The sequence below is a fragment of the Fervidicoccaceae archaeon genome, from assembly GCA_038878695.1.
Lineage (GTDB): Archaea > Thermoproteota > Thermoprotei_A > Sulfolobales > Fervidicoccaceae > JAVZVD01.
Genome location: JAVZVD010000001.1, coordinates 513,397 through 531,725, shown reverse-complemented (window position 1 = coordinate 531,725; position 18,329 = coordinate 513,397). Strand labels below are relative to the sequence as shown.

Sequence of the window (18,329 nt, the reverse complement as noted above, 5' to 3'; positions counted from 1 at the left end):
AGTTTTCGTCTATCGGCCTGGAGGCTCCTCGCCAGCCCTCTCGCTCGCGTAGTACCAGCGAGTCTCGGTCCCTCGGTCTACGAGTATCACACCGAGCCGCTTGAGCTCCTCCCTGAGAGCGTCGGCCGCGTCGAAGAGCTTTCGCCTCCTCAGCTCGGCTCTAGCTCTAACGAGCGCCTCTATGAGCTCGCGCTCGATCCCCCGACGCTCCGGCTTCTCCAGCCCCACGCTGAACCCGTAGATCTCGTCGGCGAATCCGAGCACGCGTCGCAACATGAGCAAGTGGGCCAGCTTGGGAGAGTCCTCGATGTCGCGGTGGAAGAGCTTCACCGCCTCTAACACCTCGGCCAGAGCCCTCCCGGTGTTGAAGTCCTCGGCGAGGCTCTCCTCCATGCGCGAGAACAGCGTAGCGATCCTGGAGGCCAGCTCTACGTCCCTCTCGCTGAGAGAGTAGTCTGAGCTGCTCGAGGCCACGAGGTCCTCGACCTTTCTGAGGGCCGCGATTATTCTGTCCCTCGCCTTTTTGGCCTGCTCCAGAGACTCCTCCAAGAAGTCGAGCTGAGACCTATAGTGCGAGCTCAGGATCCAGGTTCTTAGGACTCCCCCATCGAACTTCGATAGGAGCTCGCGCAGAGTCACGATGTTGCCGAGGCTTTTGCTCATCTTCTCTCCGCGAACCGTGAGCATGCCCGTGTGGACCCAGTGCCTCACCCATCTCTTGCCCAGTAGAGCCTCGCATTGAGCCCTCTCGTTCTCGTGGTGAGGGAAGATCAGGTCCTGTCCTCCTCCGTGCACGTCCACGTCCTCGCCGAGGTACTTCGTGGACATCACGCTGCACTCTATGTGCCATCCGGGCCTTCCGGGCCCCCATGGGCTGTCCCAGCTCGGCTCCCCCGGCTTCGCCCTCTTCCAGAGGGCGAAGTCGAAGGGGTTCCTCTTCTCTCGCAGGAGCTCCTCCTCCTGTCTCCACGACTCGCGCTCGAGCCTGCCCGATAGTCTGCCGTAGTCGGGGAAGCGCGCCACGTCGAAGTAAACGCTGCCGTGCGATACGTAGGCGAAGCCTTTCTCGAGGAGGAGGCTCACGAAAGAGATTATATCGTCTATGTGCTCGGTCACCCTCGGATGGATCACGGGCTCCACGCCCAGCCTCTGGAGAGCCTCGGCGTAGTCCTTGATGTAGGTCTCGGCCACGTCTCTCCACGCGACGTTCAGCTCTTGAGCCCGCTTGATGATCTTGTCGTCGATGTCCGTGATGTTTTGCACGTAGATCACGAGAGCTCCTCTGCTCTCCATAAATCTCCTGAGAGAGTCGAAGGCGACGTACGTCCTAGCGTGCCCGACGTGCGTCTCGTCGTAGACGGTGGGGCCGCACACGTACATCTTGACCAGGCCCGGGGTAGAGGGCTCGAATTCCTCCACGCGTCTCGTGAGCGTGTTGTACAGCTTCAGCCGCAAGAGCTCTTGAGCCTCCTCAGAGTTCAATGACGGGGATCTCTCCGAAGACCGAGGTTTCTATGCTCTCGACCTTCTCTTCGGGCTCGACGGGTATTCCCCTGAATCCTAGCGGCCTCCTCTTCACCTCGGAGTAGCAGTAGAGAGAGTCGAGGACAGTCAGCAGGTCTCGGCGACCGGCTCGAAAGGCCACCATGTCGAGTCCGGCCAGGCAGACCGGCACGTAGAGTAGCAGGTCGGCCACGCGCATGCTCCCGGTCTTTGCCTTCAGCTTGAGCGCCTCGTCCTCGGCCACGGGCAGCATCAACTCGTTGAAGCCCGTGGAGAGCGGGCGCAGCCTTTCGGAGTTCAACGCGCGATTCAGGTCTCTCACGACTGGTATGCAGCGGCCACCCTCTAGGCGACAGCGCCCATACGCTTCGATCACTTTGGCCACCGACGACTCCATCCAGGGGCTTAGAGAGAAGTCTATTCCCCTCAAGCGCGCCCTCCCGTCGTCGACCTCGGAGAGGGCACCCCTGATCCTCTCGGAGAAATCGATGAGCATCTCCTCGAGAGCGGCGAGCCCTCCTCTCCTCAGCGCTCCCTCGGCGTCTTCAACGTAGAGCAGCGCCACCGTGAGCATAGGCGCCTCCAGAGCAGCGGGAGGAGAGCGAGAAATGGGGAAGTACGGCGAGACGAATTCTCCGCCGTGGAAGTCGAGGGCGAATCTCGTGAGGTTCTCGGGCTCCTCGGCCGACCAATCGATCAAGAGCTCGGCGAGCCTCCCCAGATCCTCCCTACTCGCCACTATGGCGTGAGCGAAGAGGCCGCTGCTCAGAGCGTCTTTGATCTCTCGCAAGCGCGCGTCGCTCGAGAGAAAGCCCCCTATTGATATCATGAGGCTCTCGTCTAAGTTCAGAGCAGCCGAGACGAGGGTGCGCACGTCAACGCCGGGAGGGGGAGGAGGTAGAGAGACCCGCTTGGACCACACGTCTAGGTGAGCTCTTCTCAGCGATCTCTCCGCGCGCTCTAATTGCTCGGAGGCGTCGAGCAACGTCTTCTCTAACTCAGCTTTACTCCAATCGCGCGGGCTCGCGTGGGCGGTAAGAGCTCTTATCTTCAGTTCGCGCCTCCCTCCTCCACCATGGAGTTGACCATTTTGCTGAGCGCTTCGGACTTCTTCGTGGCGCTCTGCACGGTCTTGATCAGCGTCGACTTCACTCTGCCTCTCTCCAAGACCGCTATGCCGGCAATGGTAGTTCCCCGGGGCGTTATCACCGCGTCTCTCATCTGAGCCGGGTGAACTCCGAGCCTCCTGAGGTACTCTGCCGTCCCCTCGAGGACGTCGAGGATTGAGGCGAGAGCGAGCTCCCTCGGCATCCCGACGGCCAGCCCGCCCAGCACGAGTCCATCGATTATCTCTGCTATGTAGGCCGGGCCGGAGCCAACCAGCCCGGTCCAGGCGTCGAGGAGCTCCTCGGGAACCCAGTAAACTCTACCGAGCTGGCTTAAGACCCTCTCGACGACCTCGGCGCCCGGTCCCTTGCCTCCACCGTCGTGGGAGACCGCAGTTGATGATTTACCGACAAGAGCGCACACGTTGGGCATGGCCCTGTAGACTTCGGAGCCTCTGGTGAAACGCTTTATGGTGGCTATCTTGACTCCGGCGAGAATAGAGAGCACGACTTTGCCGTCCCAGCTCTCAGGTTTTACTTCCTTTACCACGTTGGAGAGGTGAAAGGGCTTGACCGCTAATATCACTAAATCGGCGCTTCTAACTGCTTGGTCGTTGTCGCGCGTGGCGATGGCCCCCAGAGCCTCTGCTTCTCTTATCGTGGCCTCGGACCTCCCGGTAGCCACGACGGAGTAGCCGGAGGACACGAGCGTCTTTATTAAAATTCTACCCATCTTCCCGGCTCCGATGATAGCTATTCTCTCGCCCATGTCACAGATCACCGAGACGACGCGGCCCAATAGTCACTCGAACCAGCTAAATAACGTCTTCGAGCGAGCTCTTCTGAGGGCCGCCGCCGGGATTCGAACCCGGGACCTCCGGATCCACAGTCCGGCGCTCTTCCGGCTGAGCTACGGCGGCCACGAGCCTCATCACACGTCATTGCGAGCTCGACCGCTCGCTCCGCGGCGGCCCTCGCAGTCGATTTACCGGCCTAGGGGATATTTAGGTATAAGTAATTGTGGATATCGCGATCGCCTATAGAATCGATTCTCGTCGGGACGACTTGACTCACACTCTCGCCAGCACTGGCACGTTCGGCTTCAACCCGAGAGCTCTCGCTACGCTACTCTTAGAAACCGTCAAAAGACAGAGCGCGTTCCCGGGGCTCAGCTCGCGGAGCCCGCAATAATTCATGAGGCCTTTCGCGACGACCCAATCGTGCTCCAGGATCTCCCTGAGGTCTCGCCTCGGGTAGACGCTCTCGTCTATCCCCGCCGCGTCTGTGTCGACGGGTAGAACGCGAACCCCCTCGAGTAGGCCTAGCTCCTCCAGCTCCTCGAATGTTACATCGTTGGAGTATGCGCCGGTCTTCGCGTAGACGTCTACGCTGCATCCTAGCTCCTCCGTGAGCCTCCTAATGAGCAGGGCGTCGGCTGGCAAACCGCCTATATTGGCCAGCACAAACGCCACCTTCTTACCTCTTAGCTCGGAGAGGTCCACGGCTCCAACGCTCTCGAGCGGTATCTCCGAGAGGCTCCCCAGCGATCTTAGGACGTCGGCGTTGTCGAGAGAGGGGCTGAGCGTCGTCAACAGCGCCGAGAGCTTGACTATATCGGAGAGACTTCGCCCCTCGCCTCCGAGGAGTTCGTCTTTGATCTTCGAGGCCGTGGCCAGCTCGAGGCTTTTCAGCTTCCTATGGGGGTCATTGGACCTCAGCAAACGTTTGAGAGCCCTGTACGAGGCCGTAGCCAAGAGAACCACCTCTGTTGCCGGGGTGGAATAACTTGCCACGACCCGCAGAACTTCGTTAAACGCGCCGACGCAGAGCTCCGTGTCGTTGCTCTCGCGGCACAGAAGGGCCGAGACCTCGTTCGCCCTCTCCTCGACTATGTGAGCTACGAGATCCGGCGTCACCTTCAAAGCATATGCCCCCTCGAGCGTGGTTCGCTACGCTATGTAGGTTTAAAGGTCGAGCGCTTCATGATATCCTTTGAGCGTCGTCTATCCGGTGCTCACGCTTGGCTAACGAGAAGAGCTGGGGCGCTAGGAACAACTCGCTGGAGAAAGAGCTAGTGCAGGAGCTCGACGTAGTGGAATTCTATCGCATTAGCCCGTGGAGCGGAGCCCTGATATATAGAGAGGACGCGAGCCTCGGGTACATGCCCGTGGAGCCTCTCCTCGTCGAGAATGAGGCTAAGCTCCTCTCGATTCTGAGGGAGTATGTCCCGAGGGTCCTCAAAGCGGAGGCCAGGCTCTTCGGCAGAGGTCTCGAGACCACGAGCAGCGAGTTGGAGAGAGCCGCGCAAAAGGTCCTCGGGCTCATGGGGCTGAAGCTCGATCAAGCGAGGTTTGGGAAGCTCATGTACTATCTGAGGAGAGACTTCATTGGCATGGGTCCCATCGACGTAATGATCAACGATCCGTTTGTCGAGGACATAACGTGCGCTGGAGCAGGGAGTCACGTTTACGTCTACCATAGGAAATACTCATGGCTCAAGACGACCGTGATCTTCGAGGACCCCGAAGAGCTCTTGAACTTCACGCGCAGACTTGCCTGGAAAGCTGGCCAAGACTTGGTCTACGCGAACCCAATAGTCGAGGGCCCTCTCCCTCCCAAACAGTATAGAGCTCATCTGACGTTGGAGGTGGTCTCAATACGAGGCTCCACCTTCACGGTCAGGAAAGGCGCCGAAGCCCCCTTCACGTTGCCCATGCTCGTGAGGCTTGGCACGCTCTCACCGGAGATAGCCGCTTACCTCTGGCTCCTCGTGAGCAACATGTTGACGATCCTAGTGGCAGGTCCGATGGCCAGCGGTAAGACCTCTCTATTAAACGCGATAGCCATGCTCATCCCCCCGCAAAAGAAGATCGTCACGGTAGAGGAAGTGAACGAGATCAGGCTCTTCCACGAGAATTGGACCCCCATGGTAGTCCGAGAGAGCAGACAGCCGGGCGTGGCCAATGTGACCCTCTACGACCTGTTAAAGTCCAGCCTGAGGCAGAGGCCCGATTACATCATCGTGGGCGAGATCAGGGGCGAGGAGGCCTACACTTTCTTCCAGGCCATAGCCGTTGGCCACGGCGGTCTCGGCACGATACACGGGGATAGCTACGAGCACGTTATCAGGAGGCTGGAGAACCCCCCCATGAACGTCTCGAGACAAATGATCGGGCTCCTCAACGCCGTAGCCGTCATGAGGAGCATTAGGGAGGAGACCGGGACGACGAGGAGGCTTTTCGAGCTCGTCGAGGTCTTAGGCTACGATCCGGAGAGGAATCTCGTGAGGAGCTCCGTCGTGGCCAGATATGATCCCTATACTCAGAAGTTCTCCTTCAGGACCCCTCACTCCACCTTCGCGGTCATCTCGGCCAGGAGCGGCCTCAGCGAGGAGAAAGTCATCGAAGACTTCAATAGGAGAGTGACCATAATGAAGTGGTTGGCCGGCGAGGGGATAATATCCCCGGAGCAGCTCTCGGGCGTCCTGAGAGAGTTCCACGAGTACCCGGAGAGAGTCTACGATAGAGCTCGAGGCGCCGGATACGCGTGAGAGAGTGCGCGCCTTGAGGTTCACCGATCTAGCTAAACTTGTCGAGGGGACGCCGCTCGATAGGCTCATCGTGTCCAGATTCTCGTGGCTCGAGAGATATGTCATCGAAGCCGGCTTCCCCCTCCCTAGCGAGTACTACGCCCGCGCCTCTCTCGGAGCCTCTCTCTTAGCGCTGGCGGCCTCTTTTATCGCGCTATTGCCCTTCCACATGCTAGTCTTGGGATACGACCTCCTCGCATCGATCCTCTTGGCCGCTCTGCTCTCCTTCATTGCGTCTTTGTTCGTCTTAGCGACTCTACTCTACGCGCCGGTGATAAAATTCAAGAGGTCCATGTCCTCGATGAATAAATACGCGCCCTTCACTCTCGTGGTCTTAGCGACCGCCGCGGCCGCTGGGCTGAGCGTGCGAGAGGCGCTCCTGATGGCCTCTCGCTTCGTGTTGTGCCGCGCAACTAGGAGGTCTCTCTCGAGGATCCTGTTCGATGTTATGTCGGGAGCGGAAGTCGCCGACGCTCTCTACCGCGAGAGCACTATCGTTGCCTCGCCCGTGCTCTCCGGCCTCTACGAGGGGCTGGCGTCTATAGCTAGGACCGGGGTAGGGTTATTCGAGTACCTCGATAACTCAATGCGCGCAGTCCTCGACGAACTCGAAGCCAAGTTAAGGAAAACCGTGGACTCTCTAGCGGTTCTCTCAGAGATGTTCGTCGTCGGAGCGCTAGTGCTGCCCCTCACGGTCGAGGTCGCTGTGTTATTCTTGGGAGGCCTCGTGGGCATGCCGATCTCTCCGATCCTACTGTTCGTCATCGTTGACTTCATCGTAGTGCCCACGATGTTCGTAATCCTGCTCATATTGGCCGACTCGGCTCTGAGCGAGGTGAGCGCTTGATGATCGGGCACAGGCTCTCGCGAGCGGCACGCGAGCTCGAGCTCGAGGAAGTGGGCTCCATAGGCTGGAGGGCCGTTTTGAGCGGAGCGGCTGCCGGCGCTCTAGCGCTCGCGGTCATGCTCTATGCGTGGGTGCCTCGAGGTCCTCTCTCCTCAATGCTCTACAGGCCTGAGCTCTGGATGAGCCTCTGCACGGCGCTCATAGTCGCTCACGCGCCGACAGCGGTCAGGTCAGTCCTCGCCTATAGAGAGCTCGAAAAACTCAACGCCGATCTGCCCGTCTTAGCCGGGTCTATGTATTCCAACCTGAGTGCGGGTCTCGACGCCCGCCGTTCTCTCGTGATGAGTGCATTGAAACTGACGTCGGCTCCTCTCCGGAGGAGGGTCTTGTTGTTGGAGGCGCTGCTCTGGGAGGAGGGCTTGAGCTCGGCCCTCGAGAAGGTCACGCGAGGTCTCCCCGAGAGGGCGGCCGTGGTGTTCTCGCTCTTGCAACCGCTCTTCGAGGGCGGCGGCCGAGCGGCAGAAGTCGCGGAAGTCCTAGCCGACTTCGCGAGGAGGATGTTGGTCTTCGACAGGATAAAGCGCGACACTTTAAGGTCGTACCTTTACATCGTTTTGATGGCCGTGTTGATCTTCGAGGGGGCGTGCGTTCTGATGCTTTACATATCACAGAGGATATATGCGGGGGGAGCCGGGCTCGGTTTACTGACCCCTCCCATAGAGCCCAAGATCATGTGGATCTATATGTACATTGGGAACATGCTGATATCGCTCTTCGCCTCACTGTTCATTAGCAAGATAGTTCGCGGCAAAATAAAGTACTACAGCGATCATTTCCTATTGCTCTTGGTACTGCACCACGTGATAGCCGGCTACGTGCCGCTCCGACTCATCTTCGGAGCGAGCACTTGAGGCTCTGGCTGCACCCTCTCACTCACTTGATCTCGACGAGCTTTCTGAGGCCCGCGTGAGCTAGAGCAGCCAGCTCAATGAAGATCAGGGCCTCTCTCGCGCTCCAGACCTCGAGCTCCAGCGTGTAGCCGTCTATTCTCTCAACGCCTCTCAAGCCAACTAGAAGATCGGCAAGTCCCGGGTCTCGAAGCTCTACCCTCAGCCTGCGCGGCCACTCCAGCTTGAGAGGCCTGAGCGAGCCCTCCTTGAGTCTCCTGAGGGCCTCCTCGACCCCGCTCCTCAGGGTCCTCCTCGCCTCGGAGAGCGAGAGGGAGAGAGCGGAGTACCTAGAGAGAGCTCGCTTCAATGGGACGAACACGGCCCAGGGGACGAACTTCTTGAGCTCGGTCCACAGGGCCTCATCGCCGGCTACCAGCGCTATGGGGACCCCGTGCTCTCCAGCGTAAAGAGCGTTCAGCGTGGTCTCTCCCACGAGCTCGCCGTCGAGCGTCACTCTGTGAATCGCTGCGCTGCTCACCGTGTGATCGAAGAACGCGCTCGGCGTGCCTGCCGCCGCGTGGTAGCCGAGGAAGATGGCGGCGCTCGCCCCCTCGATTCCGGCCACCATGGCTATAGGCCTGGGAAAGCCCTGGATTAGCTGAGCGTCGAGGTCGACGTAGCGCAGATTTACCATGGACCCATGGCTGTCGGCTACGAGAGGTTCGACTCCCGCCTCCCGCAACGTCGCCACGACCTCCTTGACGAGAAAGAGAGCGGCTTCTCTCGCGTCACTATAGAAGGGGGACCCGGGCCCGAGATGCGCCATCGACGAGACGCCGGCGAGGCCCTCGAAGTCGACGGACAAGTATATCCTCTTAGACGTCAAATCGCTCTCCGCCCCTCATATGGGGGTCTCTATTTTGGCTTTTCTCGGTTTCCCGGCGACTAGAGCTCGATGTTGGCGTGCATGATCCTGAGCTCGTCTTCCTTCTTACCTAGCCTCTGCATCAGCTCGACTATCAGACCATCGAGAACTATCATGGTCGTGTCCTCGAACAGCGTACCTAAAGGAGCGAGGGGCTCGTGTATCCCTAGTATCTGTCTAGCGAAGTAATTGCTCTCGCCGGATATCTTCGTCCTACCGGGCACTTCCACGATCAGGTCCGCTATCCTGCCGAGGGGGCTGTTGGGATGAGATGTGATTGCCACCACCTTGGCGCCAACCTTCTTGGCAGCAGTCGCCGCCGTGACTATCAGTTCGGTGGAGCCTGAGCCGCTTATGGCCAACACCAAGTCGTTCTCTTTAAGAGCCGGCGTTATTGTCTCGCCGAGCACGTAGCTCTCGAATCCCAGATGCCTGAGCCTCATAGCGAAGGCCCGCCCGACGAGCCCGCTCCTCCCAGCCCCCATTACCAGCACCGACCTCCTCGCTTTGTAGGCGTCGATGAGGAGGTCGCACAAGCCCTCGAGCTGAGCTCTCTCGAGCCGCTTTATCGCGTTATCTATGAAAGAGATTATCTCGCGCATCGCGTCGATAGCATGGCTCAAATCTCGGCACCATGAGTTACGATATTACATGCTTTTCTTTATAAGAAGTGCCTCGAGCCGGCTGCGATCGACGAGCCTTCTGAGGTGACAAATCTGAGCCTAGAGTATCTCGCGCTGGATTCTCCTCGAGAAGTCGAGCACGGTTAAGCCCACTAGAACCCCCTCGCGGAGCCTGGCCACTACGTCGTCTCCGATGAGCTCTTCCTCGCTCGCTTCCTCGGAGTCGGGGGCGAAGTCTATGTAGAGTACGTCGCTCTGAGGATCGTACTCTATTCGTACCTCCGCGAGCTCTATCAGAGCTCTGCGAGACTCCCTCTCTCGATTCACGCGAGCTCGCCTCGCGCTCACTCTCGCGTAGGAGCTAAAGTAGCTTGAGCCTCCGCAATAGGAGGGAGACCTCCGTGGCGAGCATGTGAGATAATCTCAGGGGCTCTGGCGTCGGACTGAAGACTTGGCCGCACTCGACGGCTCGCAACGCCTCCCTCCGCCCCATCGACGAGGAGTAGTAGTGCACCACTCCTCTCTTCGTCACCAGCCTGTTTGTCTTCGGCACGACCTCCGCGTAGACCTCTAACCGCAGCTCCCAGTCTCGGAAGTTGCCGCGCAGAGCCGCCTCAATCTTCCCGAGGTCTAGAGGCTTCTTGAAGATCACTAAGACGCGGGAGCCCGTCTCGTCCTCTAGGGCGACGGGATCCACGAAGTTGAAGCCCGCCACCGATATCCCATCGAGCAATATCACGACGTCTCTCGCCCCAGACGGGAGGAGCCTCTCGTAGAGTCTCAACGCTTTCTCGGTTCCGTCGAGGCCGTCGACCTCAATCAGCTCGAGCGAGCAGTCGCGCGGAGCCCACCCGCTCCACAAGACCCCCGCCAGAACGGTCGAGCCCCCGCTCTTGGGATGCGGGAAATATCCGTCGTCTATTCCGATGAGAGCGGGGCAAGATTCCATTGGCTCACTCCTGCAGGAGTCTCGAGACGAGCTCGTCGGTGCGCAGAGCTTCTAATATGCTGTCTCTCCCGCTCCGTATGCTAACGATTTTGGTTTTACCGTATCTCCCTCGGCTGATCACTCTGGCCGTGACTATGCCCAACATGTCGAGTTCGCTTAGAATATCGGTGGCTCTTCTCTGCGTCACGCTCTCTATTCCCACCCTCGCCGCTAACTCGAGGTACTTGGCATATACTTCGCCCGTTGTCGCCCTGCCCTTGGCTTCGGCTATAGACAGCGCGGCCAGCAGAATGAGCTTCGCGTGAAGCGGGAGCGTGGAGACTACCTCGTGGATCTTATCTCTCTCGAGCTGATTCCGCGCGGCCTCGACGTGCCTCACCTCGACGCGTTGCGCTCCTTCCCTCTCCGCGATCTCCCCGGCGACTCTCAGCAGGTCGAGGGCTTTCCTTGCGTCGCCGTGCTCTCTCGCGGCCAGCGCCGCACAGAGCCCTATCACGCCTTCGCCCAACACTCCCTCCCGAAAGGCCAGGCCTGCTCTCTCCTCGAGTATCGATTTGAGCTGTTGAGCATCGTAAGGCGGGAAGACGAGCTCCTCTTCGCCCAAACTGCTCTTGACTCGGGGGTCCAGCTCCTCGACGAAGTTCAAGTCGTTCGTTATGCCGATGAGGCTGATCGACGGCTCGGACAGCTCGCTGTTCAATCGCAAGAGCCTGTAGAGTAGGTCGTCGCCGTGCCTCTTGACGACGTAGTCGACCTCGTCGAGCGAGACGATGAGCCTGCTCCCCGAGCGATCCAGCTGCCTGGCCAGCCTCTTGTAGAGCTCGGCGACGCTGAGCCCCGTGAACGGCACGGGCACCCCAAGCGCCTCAAGGACCTCGGCCAGGACTCTGTACTCCGTGTCCTTCTGCCTGCAATTGACGTAGACTGTCATGAGGGGGACGCGTAGCTCGTTCGCTTTCTCCCCCAGCTTCGACAGGACGTAACGTACCACCGCGGTCTTGCCCGTGCCCGTCAGACCGTAGACGAGGACGTTGTTCGGTTTATAGCCTCGAAGAGCTTGAGCGAGTATCGACGCGAGCTTCGATATCTGCTCCTCGCGGAAGGGAAGTCGCGAGGGCACGTAGTCCGGGCTGAGTTTGTCTCTATCTTTGAAGATCCTACTAGCTAGAGCCCTCTCGAATATCTCGTCGACAACATCGCGCTTCACGGAGAGCTCACCGTGGGGCGCTCGCGGTCAAGCTTATCTCTTGCTACGGGCCGAAGTATTAAGCGGAATGACGCTCGACGGGCGGACCGAGCCCTCGGAGGCCGTGACGAGCATCTGCAGCACGGACCGCTCGAGGTGGCGGAGCGCGTGGAGGACGAAAAGGGGCTGATCGTCAGGAGGAGCGTTGAGCTTCTCAGGCAGGGCGCCGCCATGCTCTCGATGAGCTGCTCCGCCTGCGGGGCTCCGCTCTTTAAGCTCAAGTCCGGCGAGGTCCTCTGTCCTCTCCACGGTAAGGTCCTCGTCATAGAGAGAGACGAGGACCTCGTGAGGCACTCTATCGACTCGGTTCTGCTAGCTATGGAGGAGAAAATAGCTAGGAGGCTAAGTTCTCTCGTTGAAGAGATGGAGGTTCTAGCCGACGAGGAAACGGCTAGGAGAGCGTCCGCGTGGCTCGAGGTCCTCGAGAGGATCAGGAGGTTAAAGTCCCACTCTACTCAGTCGAGCAAGTAGAACTCTACTCTCTCCACGCCTCGAGTGCTCCCCCGGCCCCATCCAGCCTAGCTCGATTCAGGGACTTCAGCTCTCTCAAGTCTTCCCTGCTTAGCCCCTCGGCCAGCGGTATAGCGGCCAAGACGCAGCCCGCTATGAGCACGGGGTCAGCCCTACATGTCACTATGGCCGAGGGCCCGAGTCCCTTCTCCTTCAAGGCGAAGAGCACGTAGCTGCCAACGGTACTACCACGAACGTGGGAAATCGCGAGCACCCTCCCCGCGATCTTGGCGCCAGGGCGTGCTCGCAGCTCCCCCGTTTCCGCGTCTACGTCTCCTAGCAGCGACAGGGGTCCCTCGTGGACCAGCAGGGGGCCCTCGGCTTCTCCCTCTACTAACACCCTAACGCTTCTGCGCCACAACGTTCAAAGCCCCCAGCGAGGACCAGGCTATCAACTTAGCTTTTGTTCCGTGAAGGCGTGGTAAATAGAAGAGGCACTTGGCGCTCGTCGTAGCCACGGCGCCTAGTCGCGGCGCCATGGGAGAGACGACGGGGCAGGTATCTTTGACTATCTCGACGCCCAATTCATCTGCTCTCGAGATAAAGCCCATCGACTCGGCGAGTTCATAGACTTGCCTCGACGTCGAGACGACTATCCTTGGTTGCTCGGCCCGGCCTCTCCGCGAGAGGGTCTCGAAGACGGAGCGAATCTCCTCGAGGGTGGCGTGGGGACACCCAATGAAAATCGTATCGATGCTATCATCGAGATCTCGCAGGAGCCCTCTCACTTCCTCGGCCTCTATTTCTACCCTCTCCAGCCGCCCGGCCGAGGCCAGCGCACGCTGCCAGCCCGGGGTCACGCCCTCCACTATCGTGAGAGCTATATCACCGGTCGCTCCCGCAGCAGCAGTGTAAGCTCTCAGCGATTCGAAGGTCATGCGAGAGGCTCCTCTGAGGAGGGGCACGTGGCCGCTAAGCTTCTCGCCGACCACATAGCCGAGCGCCCCAGCCACGCCCGGGTCGCTCAGCTCTCGCGATATCTCTCTGGGGACTATGAGCTCAATGGTCGGGACTCTATTCTCGGATAGGTGGAGCCCCGCCTCGTAAGTCCTCCCAGCTATAGCGCAGAGGAGGGCCAAAGGACCCCCCTCTCTATTGGTCATTGCCCCGTAGTACGTGTTAGCGAGGGCGACGGCGCTGCTCTCGCCCCATGCCAAATGCTCGCCGACCGAGGGCGATCGGAGCAAATAGGGGGCGCAAGTAAACGAGGGCGCGAAGCCCATTTGAGTCAGGCTCCTAACTATGCTCAGCTGCTTCTCGGCGAAGTCCCGATGGATCCCCATCTCCGGCCATCTGTTGAGGTCCATTCCAATGGGATTCACCGTTGAAAAGACTTTGACGCGAGCCCCCATCGATGCCAACTTCTCGATGAAAGCTCTGCCGGGCTCCCCGATGTTCATGTAGGAAATCCCGGAGACGTGAGCGTGAGCCACCTCGACGAGCCTCTCGGCTTTCATGGCCTCGCCGACTTTAACAATCGCCCTCATAGCTAGCTCGATAGCCGGTCCGGCCTCGCCGCTGAGCATTCTCTCTTCCTCTTTAGTCAGATACAAGAAAGGTCCCTCCCGCCTAACGGAGTCGCACCCTCTCGAACTCTCTGCCCGCTCCCACGGGCTTCGTGGCATCGATGCCCATCTTGGCCGTGAGGCCGTCCCTCGAACTGGGGTCCATTGTGGAGCCCTTAGCCTCCGAGATTACGACGAGACCTTTATCAGCTTGAAATCTCGTCGCGATGGCCCACTCAACTTCCTCGGGGTCGTCCGGATCCACATCGTCGTCGACCACTACGACGTGCTTGAGACTCGGGTGAGCCGCGAAGGCCGCTAGTATCGCGTTCTTGGGATCCCCATCGCTCAATTTCTTTATGGAGATCACGGCGTGAAGCCAGCAGCCGCTGGCTCTGGTCAGTCTGACCTTAACCACGTGGGGCACGGCGCGCGAGACCGCCTCCTTTATCGCAGCCTCGCGCGGTAAACCCATGAGGAGAGCGTGCTCCGAGCCGCCGGGGAGTATAGCGTGGAGGCAAGGCTTAGCGCCCCGAATGACCCACGTCCCGTCGATCTCCACCACGGGCTGAAGCCTCTGTTTGTCGTAAGTCAACAGCAGATCGACGAAAGGGCCCTCCGGCGCTTCCTCGAGCGTGATCCTAGCCTCCGCCACGATCGAGGCTCCCAATGGGATGAGGTGGCCGTGAATGGGGGACGGGGCCGCCGGCAGCTTCCTGCCCAAGAGCACCGAGGCCGTCGTCAGCTCGTAGAAGCCATAGGGTGGAGAGGTCGAGGCCGCTAGGAGAAGAGCCGGGTGTGACCCCAAGAGTATGGTCACCTCGAGTTCGCGCCCGGCCTCTCTCGCCTCAACGATGGACCTGTGCAGATGTCTTGGCGATACTCTCACGACGAGCCTCTTGTCGCTCACCACGAGCATCCTATGCACACTGGCGTTCAGGGAGGAGCCCGCTCGCGCCACGATGATAGCGGAGGTTATGTAGAGCCCGGCGTCGCCCTCGTAGTATTTAATCGCTCCGAGCTCGCGCGCCGACAGCTCGACTCTATCGTAGAGCTCGTCGAAGGAGGCCGAGACGAAGCTATCCCTAGGATCCGGGGGGAGCGACGCCAGGGCCCTATAGAGGAGGTCCTCACCGCCGACTCCTTCGGCGGCGGCCGCCGCCTTCTCTCTCGTGTCAACGAGATTCGACGCGATCGGGAAGCGCGACCCCTTGACTCTGAAAACCAACGGTCGAGAGCCCTCCCGGCTCCTCAAGAGCTTGGAGACCTCGGGGCCTGGCTCTAACTCCTCCTCGAGAACCTCGAAGCCCATTTTGCTGAGGAAGGACTCTATCGTGGGAGCGAGCGCAGCCGTAGCGGCTCCCATAGAGCTAAGCACCTAGCCCAGGCTCTCGAGGTAGTCCTCTCTCAGCGCTATAAATCGCGCAGCCACGATGTCGGGATCCATGCCCTCTCGCGCTCTCAGGCGGAGGGCTCTGCTCGTTGAGCTCTCGTCGACTAGCGCTACGGACGTCCCGCAGGCCTTCGAGATCTCGACGCTGAGCGAGAGAGCGGCCTCGGACTTGGCCGGCTTATAGCCCACTTTGATCTTCAGCCTAGAGCGCGGCACTCCTCGCAGAGCCTCGGCCAACCTCTGCGCGAGCCTAGCCGCCTCCTCCTTGAATGAGTAGAGCAGGATTCCGTCGGCTAAGACCGCGACGGCGTGGCGCTTCTCGCCAACATCCACACCAACCAGAACCTCGTCGAACGCTTCTTTGTCGCGCAATGCGAGCAAAGCGCTTATCACGGCTCTCTCGGTCTCGCTTGGCCCGCGCGCCTCTACGGCTTTGCAAGGGCCTCTGTACGCGCGAGCGTCGTCGTATATGACGACTTCGCCCGAGCCGCACTCGTACGGCAGGCTCTCCGGTATTTTGTACGGTAAGCTCAGCTCTCTCAACCTGCTAAGGATCGCTACGAAGGTCCTGGGCCTCACTGTGACTACCACGAGCCTAGGCTCTGAAGAGTCTCCGCGCACGCGCTTAATATCGCGGAGAGGGTTAAAGTGCTTCCGCGGCTCGAGAGGCGAGCGGCTCGTGGATCCCCGCTACGATCTCGCCGCCAACTTCATCACTGTTTATCTGCCAGCTATGGTGACTAACGCCGCGCCAGTCGCGTTCCTCTCGAGGAGGAGGTGCACGCCGTTGGACCTCGGGCTGGTTCTCCCTGATGGTCGGAGGCTGCTCGGCGACGGCAAGACCGTCGAGGGCGTTTTGGTGGGTCTGGTCTCGGGACTCGCGGTCTCTCTCCTCCTCGCGCTATCGTTGCCCGAGTTCTCCTCCCTCCTGTTGAGGACGGGCCTGGTATCGTCGTGTGGCGCCATAATTGGGGATCTGGCGAAGTCTTTCCTCAAGAGGAGGGCGGGGATAGAGCGCGGGGCCCCTCTCGTCCCGGCCGATCAGCTGGACTTCTACTTGGGAGCGACCTTGCTCGTCCTGGCGTGTGACAAGTGCGCACAGCCGCTCCTCGCCAGCTTCCTTTTAGGACTGATCCTGGTTCCGCTCCTACACTTGAGCACGAACTACGCGGCCTACAAACTGGGGCTTAAGAGGGTCCCCTGGTGACCTCCGACGAGCCCTCTCTCTTAGCTCTCAACCTAAGGGCCGCGTATTTATCGATCGGCGAGAACCTGTGAGGGTGCGCTACCCTGGTCGGCGAGCCGCAGAGAGGGCAAGAGTCTCTCAACGTATACCTGCCGCAGGCCGTGCACTTTCTTAGGAGAAATCTCACTTCTTTACCCTCTGGAAGTGAAGTTCTACTTTCTCTCTCTTGGCGGCTTCCTCTGCCCTCCTCACCGCTTCGGCCAGAACTTCCTCCGCCGTCTTGTAGTCCTCGGCCTCCACCTCGATCTTATATCTCGGAGCTCCCAGCGCCGTTATGGTTATTTTGACGTTGGCCGCCCCGTCGGCGCCGAGAGCGGCCTCGAAGACCCTCTTTAGGGCTTCGACGCCGTCGGGCCTCAAGGTCCACGCGCGTAAGATCCCCTCTACTGTGACCTTCTTTACCTCGACGTGTTTCCTAGCCTCCTCGAGCAAAGCGCGAGCCCACTCGCGCGGCACGCCGGCGGCGAGGAAGACTTCCTCGCCCTCGAGGGACGCCCTCTCGAGCGCGGCCCATATCTCGCCGTAGTAGTCCTCGAGCTTCCAACCGGCCTCCTCGTACGCCTGATCGAGGGTCTTTCCCAAGCTACGAGCTACCTCTTCCAGGATCTTCTCGGCCTTCTGCTTTCGCTTGAACTCCATCATCTTTCTCTTGCGCTCCGAGTCGTAGACCCTCTTAAGCGATACGTCGATGTGACCTCTGCTCCTGTCTACGCGGATCACTTTGACCACTATCTTCTGGTTCTCTCTGAGGAGCTCTCTCACGTCGCGAACCCACTTGGAGGCTACCTCGCTCCACGGGAGGTAAGCCCTCGTGCCCTCGTACTCGTCGAGCTCGACATACGCGCCGAAGTCGAAGATCTCCTTCACCGTGGCTACGACGAGTTCCCCGATCTCCGGTAGCTTGCGCCTACTCTTGACCAAAACGCGCACCTCCTAACTTCGGGGGACCCGCGCCTCTGCTAGCCTAGATATCGCATGATCTGCGCGTTTATCTTACATCTCCCGCCCCGCGGCTCGACGAGTTGGTGCCCGCACACTATGCATCTGGCCGGGAAGGTCGCGTGCGAGAATAATATCTGTTCATTGCCGCAGCTCGGGCACCTCGCCAAGATGAAGTAGCTTCTGGGCTTCGGCACTAAAATCGCGCGCCTCTTCACGAGGCCGTCACCTGTGCACCTCTACGATTTCGAGCTTCTTGAGTCTTATGCCTTCTCTGTGGCTGACGCGCTTGCAGACTGTGCACGTCAGCTTGAGAGTCATCCTCTTCGTGGTCTTGGCGAATCTCTTCTGCTCCGGCTTCCTCTTAGAGCCGTAGCCCTCTTGCTTCCTCCTATATCTCCTCTCCCCCTCCGCGAGGGATCTTCGCTTACCGCCCTTGTAGAGGGTCACGCTGTGCTCGGTGTGCTTCCTGCACCTGGGACAATAGGTGTTGATCTTCTTGGGCACCTTCAAGCTCTCTTCACCGCGGTCGACTTAAGCGCCCTCACTTCTCAGCGGTAGGATGAGTTCCGAGGAGGTTATTACTTTTCGCGCACCGACCAAACTTTCTTCGATAGATGCATCTTCAAAACCGAGACCAAGCCTAGCGCGTAGGCGAGGAGGGCTCTCTCGGGGCTCAACATGAGGATCGACCCCCGCCGCGCTCTGAGTCCTCCTAGGACGAGGTCCTCGGCCGTAACGCACGCGACCTTTATCGCGTCAGCGCTACTCGAGCCCACCACCGTAGCCTCTAGGCTCAGGACCTCGCGGAGAGCTCCGCGGACTTTGTCTAGGACTCCTCCTAAGAAGGAGTCCCGCTTGCTCGCGAGGACCTCGATCAGGCTGTCGTTGGCCCCCTTGTAGAATTCGGCGCCCCGCTCGCAGACGAGAGAGGCGTCTTCGCTTCCCTCTTGGGAGCAGACGTTGAGGAGCTCCCTCAGTAACTTCTTCCTGGTCTCCCAGTACTCCCCGGCCCTCTTGACCGCAAGGATCTCTCTCTCGGGATTGCCCGCCAAAGC

Annotated in this window: 23 protein-coding genes and 1 tRNA gene; 5 read left to right on the top strand and 19 right to left on the bottom strand. The window is 59.9% G+C overall.

The features are described from left to right. Positions 1 to 9 precede the first annotated feature (9 nt). From cysS to QXU97_03035, 5 genes are all read right to left on the bottom strand, one after another. On the bottom strand, positions 10 to 1,482 hold the full coding sequence (gene cysS, locus QXU97_03055) for a cysteine--tRNA ligase (GenBank protein MEM4035577.1): 1,473 nt from the start codon (positions 1,480 to 1,482) through the stop codon (positions 10 to 12). Continuing rightward, a complete protein-coding gene (locus QXU97_03050; GenBank protein MEM4035576.1) occupies positions 1,472 to 2,488 on the bottom strand; it encodes a DUF711 family protein in 1,017 nt (338 codons plus the stop codon). Before QXU97_03050 ends, cysS begins: the two co-directional genes overlap by 11 nt. 65 nt (positions 2,489 to 2,553) lie before the next feature. Beyond that, positions 2,554 to 3,408 (bottom strand): pyrroline-5-carboxylate reductase, encoded by an 855-nt coding sequence (gene proC / locus QXU97_03045; GenBank protein MEM4035575.1) that lies wholly within the window; start codon positions 3,406 to 3,408, stop codon positions 2,554 to 2,556. 48 nt (positions 3,409 to 3,456) lie between these two features. Continuing rightward, positions 3,457 to 3,529, bottom strand: a tRNA-His gene (locus QXU97_03040). Positions 3,530 to 3,679: 150 nt separating this feature from the next. Further along, positions 3,680 to 4,531 (bottom strand): hypothetical protein, encoded by an 852-nt coding sequence (locus tag QXU97_03035; GenBank protein MEM4035574.1) that lies wholly within the window; start codon positions 4,529 to 4,531, stop codon positions 3,680 to 3,682. 98 nt (positions 4,532 to 4,629) lie between these two features. On the opposite strand from QXU97_03035, the gene QXU97_03030 reads away from it, so the two are divergent. Genes QXU97_03030 through QXU97_03020 form a run of 3 tightly spaced genes read left to right on the top strand, consistent with a single transcriptional unit; the run spans position 4,630 to position 7,956 of the window. Further along, positions 4,630 to 6,159 carry a type II/IV secretion system ATPase subunit gene (locus QXU97_03030; protein MEM4035573.1) on the top strand — a complete coding sequence of 510 codons (1,530 nt, stop codon included), beginning with the start codon at positions 4,630 to 4,632 and terminating at the stop codon, positions 6,157 to 6,159. Positions 6,160 to 6,172: 13 nt separating this feature from the next. Then, positions 6,173 to 7,045 (top strand): type II secretion system F family protein, encoded by an 873-nt coding sequence (locus QXU97_03025; protein ID MEM4035572.1) that lies wholly within the window; start codon positions 6,173 to 6,175, stop codon positions 7,043 to 7,045. Next, positions 7,042 to 7,956, top strand: a complete 915-nt coding sequence (locus QXU97_03020; protein MEM4035571.1) for a hypothetical protein — start codon at positions 7,042 to 7,044, stop codon at positions 7,954 to 7,956. The genes QXU97_03025 and QXU97_03020 overlap by 4 nt, the downstream gene beginning before the upstream one ends. 22 nt (positions 7,957 to 7,978) lie before the next feature. On the opposite strand, the gene QXU97_03015 is transcribed toward QXU97_03020, so the two are convergent. From QXU97_03015 to QXU97_02995, 5 genes are all read right to left on the bottom strand, one after another. Further along, entirely contained in the window at positions 7,979 to 8,821 is an 843-nt protein-coding gene (locus QXU97_03015) for a M55 family metallopeptidase (GenBank protein ID MEM4035570.1), read from the bottom strand. A gap of 59 nt (positions 8,822 to 8,880) precedes the next feature. After that, positions 8,881 to 9,483: a 6-phospho-3-hexuloisomerase gene (gene hxlB / locus QXU97_03010; GenBank protein ID MEM4035569.1), complete on the bottom strand. Its 603-nt coding sequence runs from the start codon at positions 9,481 to 9,483 to the stop codon at positions 8,881 to 8,883. 99 nt (positions 9,484 to 9,582) lie between these two features. Then, positions 9,583 to 9,810 (bottom strand): DUF2283 domain-containing protein, encoded by a 228-nt coding sequence (locus tag QXU97_03005; protein MEM4035568.1) that lies wholly within the window; start codon positions 9,808 to 9,810, stop codon positions 9,583 to 9,585. A gap of 34 nt (positions 9,811 to 9,844) precedes the next feature. After that, a complete protein-coding gene (locus QXU97_03000) occupies positions 9,845 to 10,432 on the bottom strand; it encodes a DUF99 family protein (protein ID MEM4035567.1) in 588 nt (195 codons plus the stop codon). Positions 10,433 to 10,436: 4 nt separating this feature from the next. Beyond that, the gene (locus QXU97_02995; protein MEM4035566.1) at positions 10,437 to 11,639 is read right to left on the bottom strand and encodes an orc1/cdc6 family replication initiation protein; all 1,203 of its coding nucleotides are present in this window, start codon (positions 11,637 to 11,639) and stop codon (positions 10,437 to 10,439) included. A gap of 147 nt (positions 11,640 to 11,786) precedes the next feature. On the opposite strand from QXU97_02995, the gene QXU97_02990 reads away from it, so the two are divergent. After that, a complete protein-coding gene (locus QXU97_02990; GenBank protein MEM4035565.1) occupies positions 11,787 to 12,149 on the top strand; it encodes an Sjogren's syndrome/scleroderma autoantigen 1 family protein in 363 nt (120 codons plus the stop codon). Positions 12,150 to 12,153: 4 nt separating this feature from the next. Here the strand turns inward: QXU97_02990 and QXU97_02985 are convergent, their stop codons facing one another. Genes QXU97_02985 through QXU97_02970 form a run of 4 tightly spaced genes read right to left on the bottom strand, consistent with a single transcriptional unit; the run spans position 12,154 to position 15,707 of the window. After that, positions 12,154 to 12,549, bottom strand: a complete 396-nt coding sequence (locus QXU97_02985; protein MEM4035564.1) for a DUF126 domain-containing protein — start codon at positions 12,547 to 12,549, stop codon at positions 12,154 to 12,156. Continuing rightward, positions 12,530 to 13,741: an aconitase X catalytic domain-containing protein gene (locus QXU97_02980; GenBank protein MEM4035563.1), complete on the bottom strand. Its 1,212-nt coding sequence runs from the start codon at positions 13,739 to 13,741 to the stop codon at positions 12,530 to 12,532. Before QXU97_02980 ends, QXU97_02985 begins: the two co-directional genes overlap by 20 nt. A 16-nt stretch (positions 13,742 to 13,757) precedes the next feature. Beyond that, positions 13,758 to 15,071, bottom strand: a complete 1,314-nt coding sequence (locus QXU97_02975; GenBank protein ID MEM4035562.1) for a UbiD family decarboxylase — start codon at positions 15,069 to 15,071, stop codon at positions 13,758 to 13,760. Further along, positions 15,072 to 15,707 carry a hypothetical protein gene (locus QXU97_02970; protein ID MEM4035561.1) on the bottom strand — a complete coding sequence of 212 codons (636 nt, stop codon included), beginning with the start codon at positions 15,705 to 15,707 and terminating at the stop codon, positions 15,072 to 15,074. 58 nt (positions 15,708 to 15,765) lie between these two features. Between QXU97_02970 and QXU97_02965 the strand changes: the two genes are divergently transcribed. After that, a complete protein-coding gene (locus tag QXU97_02965) occupies positions 15,766 to 16,293 on the top strand; it encodes a CDP-2,3-bis-(O-geranylgeranyl)-sn-glycerol synthase (protein MEM4035560.1) in 528 nt (175 codons plus the stop codon). On the opposite strand, the gene QXU97_02960 is transcribed toward QXU97_02965, so the two are convergent. From QXU97_02960 to QXU97_02940, 5 genes are all read right to left on the bottom strand, one after another. Next, complete coding sequence (locus QXU97_02960; protein MEM4035559.1) at positions 16,274 to 16,459, bottom strand: RNA-protein complex protein Nop10; 186 nt, start codon at positions 16,457 to 16,459, stop codon at positions 16,274 to 16,276. The genes QXU97_02965 and QXU97_02960 overlap by 20 nt on opposite strands. Continuing rightward, positions 16,456 to 17,253, bottom strand: coding sequence for a translation initiation factor IF-2 subunit alpha (locus QXU97_02955; protein ID MEM4035558.1), 798 nt, complete (start codon positions 17,251 to 17,253; stop codon positions 16,456 to 16,458). The genes QXU97_02960 and QXU97_02955 overlap by 4 nt, the downstream gene beginning before the upstream one ends. A gap of 38 nt (positions 17,254 to 17,291) precedes the next feature. Then, positions 17,292 to 17,489, bottom strand: coding sequence for a 30S ribosomal protein S27e (locus QXU97_02950; protein MEM4035557.1), 198 nt, complete (start codon positions 17,487 to 17,489; stop codon positions 17,292 to 17,294). Positions 17,490 to 17,496: 7 nt separating this feature from the next. Beyond that, positions 17,497 to 17,778, bottom strand: a complete 282-nt coding sequence (locus tag QXU97_02945; GenBank protein ID MEM4035556.1) for a 50S ribosomal protein L44e — start codon at positions 17,776 to 17,778, stop codon at positions 17,497 to 17,499. A 74-nt stretch (positions 17,779 to 17,852) separates the two neighbouring features. Next, positions 17,853 to 18,326 carry a hypothetical protein gene (locus QXU97_02940; protein MEM4035555.1) on the bottom strand — a complete coding sequence of 158 codons (474 nt, stop codon included), beginning with the start codon at positions 18,324 to 18,326 and terminating at the stop codon, positions 17,853 to 17,855. Between the last annotated feature and the right edge of the window lie 3 nt (positions 18,327 to 18,329).

Coding starts and splice junctions, on each gene's coding strand:
- QXU97_03000 (MEM4035567.1), bottom strand. CDS start 10,432: ATGGAATCTTGCCCCGCTCTCATCGGAATAGACGACGGATATTTCCCG.